The 12,403-nt window shown below is 37.9% G+C and carries 10 protein-coding genes; all 10 read right to left on the reverse strand.

Going from position 1 to position 12,403, the window contains the following annotated elements; genetic code table 11:
• Positions 1-56: 56 nt before the first annotated feature.
• The 10 genes from IGL17_RS09600 to IGL17_RS09645 all read right to left on the reverse strand — a co-directional run bounded on the left by IGL17_RS09600 (position 57) and on the right by IGL17_RS09645 (position 12,378).
• Positions 57-407 (reverse strand): YlbG family protein, encoded by a 351-nt coding sequence (locus tag IGL17_RS09600; protein WP_002359714.1) that lies wholly within the window; start codon positions 405-407, stop codon positions 57-59.
• Entirely contained in the window at positions 397-831 is a 435-nt protein-coding gene (locus IGL17_RS09605; RefSeq protein WP_002356689.1) for a YlbF family regulator, read from the reverse strand. Before IGL17_RS09605 ends, IGL17_RS09600 begins: the two co-directional genes overlap by 11 nt.
• Complete coding sequence (locus tag IGL17_RS09610) at positions 828-1,952, reverse strand: CAP-associated domain-containing protein (RefSeq protein WP_078126813.1); 1,125 nt, start codon at positions 1,950-1,952, stop codon at positions 828-830. The genes IGL17_RS09605 and IGL17_RS09610 overlap by 4 nt, the downstream gene beginning before the upstream one ends.
• Before the next feature lie 16 nt (positions 1,953-1,968).
• Positions 1,969-5,397: a pyruvate carboxylase gene (locus IGL17_RS09615; protein WP_025193359.1), complete on the reverse strand. Its 3,429-nt coding sequence runs from the start codon at positions 5,395-5,397 to the stop codon at positions 1,969-1,971.
• A 32-nt stretch (positions 5,398-5,429) separates the two neighbouring features.
• Positions 5,430-6,638: an FtsW/RodA/SpoVE family cell cycle protein gene (locus IGL17_RS09620; protein ID WP_002356686.1), complete on the reverse strand. Its 1,209-nt coding sequence runs from the start codon at positions 6,636-6,638 to the stop codon at positions 5,430-5,432.
• Positions 6,639-6,641: 3 nt separating this feature from the next.
• Positions 6,642-6,947, reverse strand: a complete 306-nt coding sequence (locus tag IGL17_RS09625) for a YlaN family protein (RefSeq protein WP_002356684.1) — start codon at positions 6,945-6,947, stop codon at positions 6,642-6,644.
• 226 nt (positions 6,948-7,173) lie between these two features.
• Positions 7,174-8,943, reverse strand: coding sequence for a DNA helicase RecQ (gene recQ, locus IGL17_RS09630; RefSeq protein ID WP_002356683.1), 1,770 nt, complete (start codon positions 8,941-8,943; stop codon positions 7,174-7,176).
• A 317-nt stretch (positions 8,944-9,260) separates the two neighbouring features.
• On the reverse strand, positions 9,261-11,096 hold the full coding sequence (typA, locus tag IGL17_RS09635) for a translational GTPase TypA (RefSeq protein WP_002356682.1): 1,836 nt from the start codon (positions 11,094-11,096) through the stop codon (positions 9,261-9,263).
• A gap of 220 nt (positions 11,097-11,316) precedes the next feature.
• The gene (locus tag IGL17_RS09640) at positions 11,317-12,099 is read right to left on the reverse strand and encodes an inositol monophosphatase family protein (protein ID WP_438839745.1); all 783 of its coding nucleotides are present in this window, start codon (positions 12,097-12,099) and stop codon (positions 11,317-11,319) included.
• A complete protein-coding gene (locus tag IGL17_RS09645; protein ID WP_002356679.1) occupies positions 12,100-12,378 on the reverse strand; it encodes a UPF0223 family protein in 279 nt (92 codons plus the stop codon).
• Positions 12,379-12,403 lie beyond the last annotated feature (25 nt).

A 12,403-nucleotide genomic window follows, 5' to 3' on the forward strand; every position in this document is an offset into this window, starting at 1 on the left:
AACAAAAAGAGTGAAAAATGTTTGAAATTTCTCATAACATTTCTCACTCTTTTACATCAGACATTCTCTGCTAAGCGAATCTCTGTAGATAATTCCTCTACTACATAGCCATCGTCTTCTTGTTCTTGATAAGCCGCTTTGGTACCAATTTTTTCAGCAAAATTCATTTCGACATCTGGTCGATACGATTTATCGACGCTACGAACAAAATGTAACTGATTAATTTTTTCCATGTTACTTTCAATATTTTCTTCATTCATGTAAATCACCACATATTTCATTTTTCGTGAAACATAGTGAATCAGTCCATATCGGCGTAACTGTTTTAACGGTTTTAATGTGTATACCCAAACAATTAGGCAACGACGCTCTTGAAGCGTAAATTCTTTTTCTTCTTTAGCTTGCATGGCAGCTTCCTCCACAACCTGAATGTTTCTTTCCTCGTTCAAAGAAAGGATTTCCAGCATCTACTTTAATATCTTCAGAAATTAGTTGCGCAATCTTTAAACCAATTGTATCTAGCAACGTTTGAACGTTTGTCTCAGCAAAACGATAATTTGCAACGATTTCATTTAAATCAAGCGCCCGCTTCGCTTTACGTAGGGCTCGCTGTTTCTCCCGAAAATCGGGTGCATGAATTCCATAAGCCTCTACTCGTTCAAAGGCTGACTTAGCTTCTAAAAATGCTTTTTGTAACTGAGCAACTTCCGCCGAAGCATACATAGCTTTTTTTGTTTCTTTATAGTTTTGAACAGCATCACTTTCTAAAAGTGCTGAAATTAAACATTCTGTTTGATCTTCAATTGCAAATAAATGTTCTGTCACAATCATAACTTTTCACTACTCTCCGTGATTTGCCTATTTTCTGGTCGTTTCTCTAATAAGACTAACACACCTTCATTGGAAAAGGCAACGCCCAATTCTGTCGTTTCTGACTCAGCAAAATAGCTATCATATTGCGGGTCCGAAAACCATGACAAAATAGTAAAGGTACTATCATAAACAGGTTCTTGGAAAATACCTGCTGGTTCTCTCAACGAAAGTTTGCTCGTTTTAACTAATAAAGAAAATTCGTCCTTAGTCAACTGAAAGGGATGAATAGCCGTATGTTCCTCTCTTGTTTGTAACAATTCTGCTTGTCGATTTGCTGACAAAACTGTTGGTGTATGGTTGGCCAGCGTTTGATACAATGTTTGGGCATCTTTTTGACTTTGTGTGGAAACTGAAAAAGCAGCTTGATTTTCTTGCTGTTTAACCAGATTCATGACATAAATCGCTTGGTTACTTTGAACAGGATCGAAGGTCATTGACTGTGTTATATCAACTGGCAAAGGAGAACCTTCATTTAATTGATACGGCATTTCCGTGAGCAACGTTTCTTTATTGACATAATTAACTGCCATTAAACCGCCTGTCCGCTGATTAAAAAATAACACTGCAAAACTGCCATTATCAAAAGCAACCAGTGGTCGATAGTTCATATCTTCTTCCATCAGCTCGACATCGTAAGCTTCATGATGAAAATTAAATGCAAAATTCGAATAAATCGTCATTAAATCAGACAAGTCAGCAAGCTTCATATCTATTTTAAACGGTTCTATCATTTTGTCATTGTTAAAGGCCTTAATTGCGATGACTTTATTTTCTCGAACGTTGACTTCTAAGTAATCATTCATCGTCAAACCGAACGTCCATAATTCATACGTACGACCTGTTTTAATTTTTTCTTTAGGATTGCCAAACTGGCGGATAAAGGTTTCCACATCTTTCCCTATGTATGCTGCGTAGCCAGAAGCTGGCAATTCTTCATGAGGAACAGCGGTGTGAGCGCTGGGTAAGCGCCCACTTTGAGCTGTTTCGGTTGGTTTTTCAGCAGGGAAAAAAACTGGCTCTAAATATCCGATGAGTAGAACTGTTAAAAAAACAGCAGTAAAGGCCCAAAATCGCTTCATTTTTTCCCCTCTCATCTTATTTTTCTTTCACTTCTAATAACAAATCACCTGAGCTGATTGCTTCGCCTTCTTCAACATAAATGTGATCTACCGTGCCCGCAAAACGTGCTTCGATAGTCGTTTCCATTTTCATGGCTTCTGTAATCAGCAACGGCTGACCTTTTTCTACTTTATCGCCACGTTTGACCAATACTTGTAGAACAGAACCAGACATCGTTGCGCCGATTTGTTCTTTATTAGTTGGTTCCGCCTTTTGTTTAACTTGAACAGCTGACTTAATAGAGGCATCTTTAACTAAAACCTCACGACGTTGCCCATTCAAATTGAAGAACAAGACACGGTTTCCGTCAATATCAGGTTCGCCAATTTCATCTAAACGAATAATTAACGTTTTTCCTCGTTCAATTTGAACTTCCAATGTCTCTCCTTGACGAATACCATTAAAGAATGTTGGCGTATCTAATAAGGTTATATCTCCAAAGGTTTCGTATTTTTGACGATACTCTAAAAATACTTGTGGATACATTAAATAACTTAAAACTTCTTCCAATTTAGGTTGATACCCAATTTTTTCGGCTAATTCTTCTTGTACTTTCGCAAAATCAACAGGTGCTGCTAAGTCACCTGGCCGCTCTGTGAAGGCTGGTCGACCTTTTAGAATAATTCGTTGGAGCTCTTTCGGGAACCCACCAACTGGTTGACCTAAATCACCTTGGAAAAAAGTCACAACTGATTCAGGAAAACTTAGTTCTTCACCACGCGCATAAACATCTTGTTCTGTCAGATTATTTTGAACCATGAAGAGTGCCATGTCTCCCACGACTTTTGAAGATGGCGTCACTTTTACAATATCGCCAAACATCAAATTCACTGTGTGATATATTTTTTTGATTTCATCCCAACGGTGCCCTAAGCCTACCGCTTTTGCTTGCTGCTGTAGATTAGAGTATTGCCCACCAGGCATTTCATGCATATAGACTTCTGTTTGCGGGGCATTTAACCCATTTTCAAATGGTTGATAATACATGCGCACATCTTCCCAATAATGATTGATTTTCTGTGCATTATCAATGTTAATAGTTGGCGTCCGTTCACCATTGACTAAAGCATAATATAGACTGTTCATACTTGGCTGGCTAGTTGCGCCACTCATCGCACTCATTGCGACGTCAACAATATCAACGCCCGCTTTAGTAGCTGCTGAATATGTGATGATCCCATTGCCACTAGTGTCGTGAGTGTGGAGATGAATTGGTAAATCCGTGGCTGCCTTTAATTCACTAATTAAACGATAAGCAGCTTGTGGTTTCAATAAGCCAGCCATATCTTTAATCGCAATGATTTGTGCACCTAAATTTTCCAATTCTTTAGCCATATCAAGGTAATATTGAACATTATATTTTGCTCGGGCTGGATCATTGATGTCCCCAGTATAACAAATTGCTGCTTCCGCAATTTTTCCGGTATCCCGAACGACTTGAATACTTTTTTCCATTTGAGGAATCCAGTTTAAGCTATCAAAAATTCGGAAAACATCGACTCCTTGGCGAGCGGATTCTTTAATAAATTCTTCAATAACATTATCAGGATAATTTTGATAGCCTACCGCATTAGATCCTCTGAACAGCATTTGTAAAAGTGTGTTTGGCATCAACTGACGAATTTTTCTTAAACGTTGCCATGGGTCTTCGGTTAAGAAGCGATAGGCAACATCGAACGTAGCGCCACCCCACATTTCACTAGAAAACAGCTCAGGCAGGGCTGCATCAGTTAGACCAGCAATTGCTTTAAAATCTTGTGTTCTCACACGAGTAGCTAATAAACTTTGGTGCGCATCACGGAACGTGGTATCTGTCATTAACACACTTTCTTGATTCTTAACCCAATCGATGACGGCGGTTGCTCCTTGAGCGTCTAGAATATTTTTAGCTGTGATCACTTTTTCTGGAACTTCAATATCTGTCGGCACGCGCGGGGCTTCAAAATATTTTTTCTCCGTTCGTTCAATGCCAGGGAACCCATTGACCGTTACTTCTCCAATGTATTTCATCGTTTTATTGCCACGATCGCGCATACGAGGAAATTCAAATAATTCAGGTGTATTATCAATAAAGGTTGTTTTGGCTTCGCCAGATTGAAACGCTGGATAGCTCACAACATTTTGTAAAAACGGAATATTTGTTTTCACGCCACGAATCCGAAATTCTTTTAAGCAGCGTTGCATTTTACTGATTGCCTGTTCAAAAGAGAAACCATGCGTACAGACTTTAACCAATAAAGAATCAAAGTAAGGCGTCACAGCGTAGCCAGAATAAGCATTTCCTACATCTAAACGCACACCAAAACCACCTGGTGAACGATACGTATCAATTTTCCCTGTATCTGGCATAAATTGGTTCAGGGGATCTTCAGTCGTAATCCGACATTGAATAGCCGCGCCTTTTAATGTCAATTCGTTTTGTTTTGGCAAATGCATATCTTTATGCAAATCAAGCCCTTGCGCAATTTGTAATTGAGAGATCACAATATCAATATCTGTAATCATTTCTGTGATAGTATGTTCTACCTGAACACGAGGATTCACTTCAATAAAATAAAACTGATCCCCTTCTACTAAAAACTCAACCGTTCCCGCATTCACGTAGCCGACATGCGCCATTAACTGCACAGCAGCCGAACAAATGGCTGCTCGTTGTTCTTCATTCATTGATACACATGGTGCGACTTCTACCACTTTTTGGTGGCGCCGTTGAACGGAACAATCACGTTCAAATAAATGCAAGACATTCCCATGATGATCGCCTAAAATTTGTACTTCGATATGTTTAGGATTAGAAATATACTTTTCAACATAAACCTCGTCAGAACCAAAGGCTGCTTTCGCTTCACTTTTGGCTCTCTCGTAACCTTCTCGTGCTTCTTTGGCATCGTGGGCAACCCGCATCCCGCGACCGCCGCCACCTAAAGCAGCTTTAATCATGATAGGAAAGCCATGCGTTTCACCAAAAGCTACGACCTCTTCCACCGTTGCTACTGGCCCGTCTGAGCCTGGAATCGAAGCAATCCCCGCAGCTACAGCTGCTTCTTTCGCTTTAATTTTATCGCCAAAAATATCTAAATGATGTGTTTTAGGTCCAACAAAAATGATTCCTTCTTCTTCACAACGTTCGGCGAAGCGTAAGTTCTCTGATAAAAAGCCATAACCAGGATGAATGGCATCTGCTCCCGATTTTTTGGCAATTTGGATAATATTTTCAATGTCTAAATAGGCTTCAATTGGTTTTTTCCCTTTACCAACTAAATACGCTTCATCTGCTTTGAAACGATGAACAGAATACTCATCTTCTGCAGCATAAATCGCTACTGTCTGGATATCTAATTCTGTACAAGCTCTAAAAATTCGAATCGCAATTTCGCCACGATTGGCAACTAATACCTTTTTCATAACGTCACTCCTACCATCAATTTCCTTCAAATTTATTGGTTCTGTTCTAAAGATAAATAGTACTCATTTTCTAATTTCTGACGTGTTTCATCTGCACTGATATTCAGGACAAAGGCCACAGCAATCGAAATAATCAGCAAACTATTCCCACCTTGACTCAAGAACGGGAAAGTAATTCCTGTTAATGGAATAATCCCAGTAATCCCACCAACATTAATAAAGACTTGAATTAATAACATTGTACCAATTCCAATACACATTAGTGAATTAAAAGGTTTCTTCGAGCGTACACCGACTAAAATAATTCGCGCAATCATAAACATCAACAATCCTAAAATCGCTAGACCGCCGATAATGCCTAACTCTTCTAAAGTAATCGCAAAGATAAAGTCCGTATGTGCTTCTGGTAAAAAGCCTTTTTTCTGAACACTATTCCCTAGACCTTTGCCAAACCAGCCGCCATTACTGATTGCATAATAAGAATTAGCTAACTGATGGCCTAAGTTCCGTTCATCTAAAAATGGATTTTTAAAAACAGCAAAACGATTATAAATATATTGATAACGCGCTGGGAAAATTTTTCCTTTAGACATAATTAATAACTGAATAGCCGTGATACTACCTAAAATGCCCAAGCCACCGACCAAGTAGGTATACATATAATTAATCCCACTTGCTAAAACCATCACGATGGTAATTAATGTTAGAATGGCCGCATTCCCGAAGTCAGGCTGGATTGCAACTAGAGCAATTAATACAAAAACGAGCATCAACGGGCGCCCGGCAGCTTGTTTAAATTGATCCATGCCTCCATTAATTGTCTTTTGTCGCCGTGCTAAAATATAAGACAGATACCAGACAACCATGATTTTTAAATACTCAGCTGGTTGCATCGAAAACCCACCAATCTCAATCCAACCACGTGCGCCGTTAATTTCTTTCCCGATACCAGGAATCCGAACGGCTAAAACCATAACCGTAATTACTGCAATGGCAAACATGATAAAACTTCGATTCTGGAAAACGGATGTTTTCATCTTATAAATAAAAAACATTGCAACTAACCCTACTACCCAAAAGGCAACCTGGTTAATAACGAATGACGTAGGTGAAAAACCTTTCATTACTTGTAATGCGGATGTGGAACTATATACCATAATCAATCCCACGATACTTAAAATTAAATATGGAATAAAAATACTATAGTCTAGCAAATGCCGTTTCTTTACTTTGTTTGGCAAAGCTTAACCCTCCTTGCCAATCTCGTTTTTTTCTTGTGTTTCTTCATAAACATCTGTATATAATTGATTCAATTCGCGTTCTAAATCACTTAGTAAGCGATGTCCTTCATCATTAGTTAAAATCCCCAAACGGGTCGCATAGGTCACTTGTCTTGAAAAACCATACATTTGTGTATCCACCACTTCTTCAAATGCTTTACATTGAGAAATGCACAAACTGTTTTTTTGATTACGAATAAGCATTTTAATGCGTTCTGCATCGTCTTCTAATAATTGAATGGCAAATTTCTTTGAAATTCCTTCGTCCATTTGTACAGAACCTCCCTATCTTAATTAAATAATTATAACATAATTCTCAGTTAGATACATGATGATTTCAGAAAATTTCCTTTAAGAAATTTTCTAAAACCAAGCGATATATTAAGTAAGAAATCTCTTTATATAACAAGCTTATTTTATCAATACAACAACAAATACATTAAAAGACTTTTTTCTTATTTTCTGCTTTTAATTTTAAATAAAATAACAAACTATATCATTTTTTTGTCTCTTGATATTCTTTAATTACTTCTAAAAAGGCGGTGCCATATTTATCTAATTTATTTTGGCCGACCCCTTTTATTTGCAATAATTGAATCGTTGTTTGCGGTAATTTTTCACACATTTCTTTAAGTGTACTATCGGAAAAGACTACATATGGCGGCACGCCTGCCTCTTGAGCCATGTCCATACGTAATTCGCGCAATCGCTCAAACAAGGCATCATCCACTGCTACTTTTCGAACTTTTTGGTCTTCTTTTCGGAAGACTTTCCGTTCCCCTAAAAGCACCTGAACACCTTCTGTCGAGACTGATAACAACGGAAATTGCCCATCAGAAGGAATTAAATAACGTTCTGCTGTCAAATAATCAATCAGCTGTGTGACTTCTTTTTGCGTGCGACCTTTCATTAGTCCGTATGTTGGCAAACGATCAAAATGCCATTGATCAATTTTTTGATCTTTTGAACCAGTCAAGACTTTACCAACTAAGCCCTTACCGAAACGTTCTCCCATACGTTTTACACAAGACAAGACTTTTTGGGCATCGACCGTAATATCGACTAATTCTCGATTATCCAGACAATTCGAGCAGCGACCGCAGTCCGTCCCTTCTTCACCAAAATAGCGTAAAATATATTTTTGTAAACACATTTGTGCATTCGCATATTGTGACATTTCCCGTAATTTCAAGTACTCTTTCTGCTTATAATCAATGGTCATTTCAGATTGTTCAATAAAGTATTGTTGAATTTGCAAGTCTTGTGGAGCAAACATTAACACAGCATCACTAGGTAGACCGTCACGACCAGCTCGGCCCGCTTCTTGGTAATAAGATTCAATATTTCCTGGTACTTGTGCGTGAATGACAAAACGAACATTACTCTTATTAATCCCCATACCAAAGGCATTTGTTGCTACCATCACTTGCACTTGATCATACAAGAACGCTTCTTGATTTTCACTACGTAACTGTTCACTCATGCCCCCATGATACATCCCAGCTGCAATTTTTTTACTTTCTAATAAATGATAAATTCGTTCAACTTCCTTCCGCGTGCTTGCATAAATAATACCTGATTGTCCAGTATTCATCTTTAAATATTCCAAAAGAAAAACGTCTCTATTTTGATCTTTCACGACTTGAAAAGATAAATTTTCTCGAGCGAATCCTGTTTTGATTTCATTTTCTGATGGAATTCTTAATTGCTTGACAATATCCTCCGCTACTTGTGGCGTTGCTGTTGCTGTTAGTGCAATCACAGTTGGTTGCTGTTGAAATTGATCGATAATCTCTGCTAAACGCAAATAGCTTGGACGAAAATCATGCCCCCATTGTGAAATACAGTGTGCCTCATCTACTGCCAATAAATCAATCGGTACATGTGTCAGCATCTGTTGAAAATCATAAGATTCTAATCGCTCTGGCGCAACATACAATAGCTTGACTTCTTTGTTAACCGCTAATTGAATACGATGATTCATTTCTTGATAGGAAATGGTACTATTGATATATGTAGCTGGAATCCCCATTAAATTCAGGGCATCTACTTGATCTTTCATTAAAGAAATTAATGGTGAAATCACCAATGTTAAATTATCCAGAAGTAAGGCTGGCAACTGATAACAAATCGATTTGCCTCCACCTGTTGGCATAATGCCTAAGACATTTTCTTGTCGCAATACATGACGAATAATCGTTTCTTGTCCTGGCCGAAAATCATCATAGCCAAATGTATCTTTTAATAATTCTTGTAATGCACTCATTTATTGCGCTCCAATCTTTGTTCTACACGTCATTTTAACACGCTAATCTAACAGGAACAAGGTGTGTTAAAACAAGACACAATCGTGAAACACCAATTAACGTGAAACATCAAAAAGAATGAAAAATTGTGAAAGCTTGCTATCAAAAGCTTTCAAAAATAACGACATTTGCTTGTTGTGGATAACGAGTAGTTATCCACACATAAAAAATATCCTTATCTTAAAAAAACGCATTAATCCGTTTTTTTCATAAAAAAAACCAACTATTTTCGTAGTAAAACGAGCATAGTTGGTTTAAATGTTTATTTGTCGAAAAATTATTCAGCTTTTTTCTTTTTCTTGCTTGCTTTTTCGCGTTCGTTTTTGTTAAGAATTTGTTTTCTTAAACGGATGCTTTCTGGTGTTACTTCACAGTATTCATCTTCATTCAAGAATTCTAATGATTCTTCTAACGTTAATTTTTTCGGTTTTTTGATGACTGATGTTTGGTCTTTCGTTGCCGAACGAACGTTAGTCATTTGTTTAGCTTTTGTGATGTTCACAGTTAAATCGTTGTCGCGGTTGTTTTCCCCAACAATCATTCCTTCGTAAACTTCTGTCGTTGGTTCAACGAAAACTGTACCACGTTCTTCAATACTCATGATTGAGTAAGTCGTTGCTTTACCAGTATCGATTGAAACTAGTGCACCTTGATGACGGCCACCAATCGTTCCTTGAATCATTGGTAAGTATTGATCGAAGGTGTGGTTCATAATACCATAACCACGAGTCATTGATAAGAATTCTGTTGAATAACCAATTAAGCCACGAGCTGGTGCTAAGAAGATTAAACGCATTTGTCCGTTACCGGCATTAATCATATCTTGCATTTCGCCTTTACGTAAACTTAGGGATTCAATCACGCTACCCATGTATTCTTCAGGTGTGTCAATTTGAACACGTTCAAATGGTTCACATTTAACCCCATCAATTTCACGTTCAATAACTTCTGGACGAGAAACTTGTAATTCATAGCCTTCACGACGCATGTTTTCAATTAAAATTGATAAATGCAATTCGCCACGGCCTGATACAGTCCAAGAATCTGGGCCAATTGGATCAACACGTAAAGATACGTCTGTTTGTAATTCAGCCATTAAACGTTCTTCGATTTTACGAGCGGTGATGTATTTTCCTTCACGTCCCGCAAATGGAGAATTGTTAACTAAGAAAGTCATTTGTAAGGTTGGCTCATCAATGTGTAGAATTGGTAATGCTTCTTGATTGTGAACATCTACAACTGTTTCCCCAACGAAAATGTCTTCCATTCCAGAAACGGCAATTAAATCGCCCGCTTTTGCTTCATCAATTTCCACACGTTGTAGGCCAAAGAAACCTAAAATTTTCGTTACACGGAAATTTTTCACGCTGCCATCTAATTTCATCAACGCAACTTGGTCGCCGACTTTCATTGTGCCACGGAACACACGGCCAATCCCAATACGTCCAACGTAATCGTTGTAGTCTAGTAATGAGACTTGGAATTGAAGTGGTTCGTCTGAATTATCAACTGGAGCTGGCACATGTTCAATAATTTTATCAAAAATTGGGGCCATTGTTGGCTCTTGATCTGCTGGATCATCTGATTCACTTGAAGTTCCGTTTAAAGCAGAAGCATAAACAACTGGGAAATCTAATTGATCGTCGTCTGCGCCTAATTCGATGAATAACTCTAAAACTTCATCTACTACGTGTTCAGGACGAGCAGAAGGTTTGTCAATTTTGTTAACAACCACGATTGGTGTTACTTTTTGTTCTAATGCTTTTTTCAATACGAAACGTGTTTGAGGCATTGTTCCTTCATACGCATCGACAACTAAAACAACACCGTCTACCATTTTCATGATACGTTCTACTTCACCACCGAAGTCCGCGTGTCCTGGTGTATCTAGAATGTTGATACGTGTACCGTTATAATCTACGGCTGTATTTTTTGCTAAGATAGTAATTCCACGTTCACTTTCAAGTGCATTGGAATCCATTGCACGTTCTTGTAATTGTGTGTGTCCATCTAAAGTGTCAGATTGTTTTAAAAGTTCATCTACTAAGGTTGTTTTACCATGGTCAACGTGGGCGATAATTGCCACGTTACGAATATCATCTCTGTATTTCAATTTAATTGCTCCTTATCTATATACGCTTATGTTACTTAAGTCCATAAAAGCCGACTGCTTATTATAGCAAACTTTTTTCATTAAAAAAAGGCTTTCGCCTGCAAAAATAATGAAAGTTTTAGAAATTATTCGGCTTTTTCTGAAAACAAGGACATTTTTTTACAAATCTTTCTCTTTTAAAAGAGGAAGAGCCTTACCTTTCAGCAACGCTCTTCTTTGATTATTCCGATTCATTTAAATACCGGGTAAATACTTCATCATAGGTTTCAGGAGTTGCTGCAATAAAGTATTCACGACCCGCAAAAGTTAATGGTTTTCCTGTAATACCAGAGTATTTAAACCCAAATTCTTCCAAAAGTACTAAGCCTGCTGCATAATCCCAAGGACTTAGATTAGATAAATAGCCATGATGGTTGCCTTTTAACATAGCAATAATTTCCAAACCTGCACAACCGCTAATACGCACGCTCATGCTTGCTTGTCCGATTTCCGTTGCGTGATGAATATTTTTTCCATGCATGTAAGCATTCATGCCCCATAATCCATCTGCCAAGGCTTTCATAGTAGGCGCTTTTAATAATTGATTATTCCGATAAACGCCAAGCCCTTTGCCGCCCCAATAAAGTTCTTCTCGCATCACATCATAGATAAAACCTAATTTACCAATGCCGTCTTCATAAACAGCTAACATAATACAAAAATTTTCTCTTTCCATCACGAAATTCATTGTGCCATCAATCGGATCGATGATCCACACGCGACCAGCAAAACTTTTTAAGGTGTTGTAGCCTTTTTCTTCCCCTAAAATTTGATCTTCGGGAAAATTTGTTTGAATTTTATTCATTAAAAATTCTTGAGTTTGTTCATCCATATTTGTCACTAAATCGGTGCGGCCATTTTTCTGTTGAACGGTTAACTCTGATTCCAAGTTCATTCGAATCACATCGGCTGCTTCAAAAAGCCAACTTTGAATTGTTTGAACAAATTTTTGCGTTTCAGTCATCTAATCATCCCCCAGCTTTAATTTACCGCTTCCCTGTTTTTTAGCTTGTTGAAGCGTACGATATAACGAATATCCTGAAGCATTTTCAAATTCACGACCTAAGCGTTTTTCTTCGCCGATACTTTTAACGACCGTTTTAAATTGTTGATAAGTTGTTAAAAATTTGTCAACAGGTAAGCCTGTTTCGTTGGCTTGCTCAACTGCTGTCCACATATTAGTGACAATCACCATTTCCTCTGTCGTCCAATCTAAATCTAATGGATATTGATAGTCTTTCATGTCTTCACCTCATCTTCTCTAGTTT

The sequence above is a fragment of the Enterococcus sp. AZ088 genome (assembly GCF_051714845.1).
GTDB lineage: Bacteria > Bacillota > Bacilli > Lactobacillales > Enterococcaceae > Enterococcus > Enterococcus faecalis.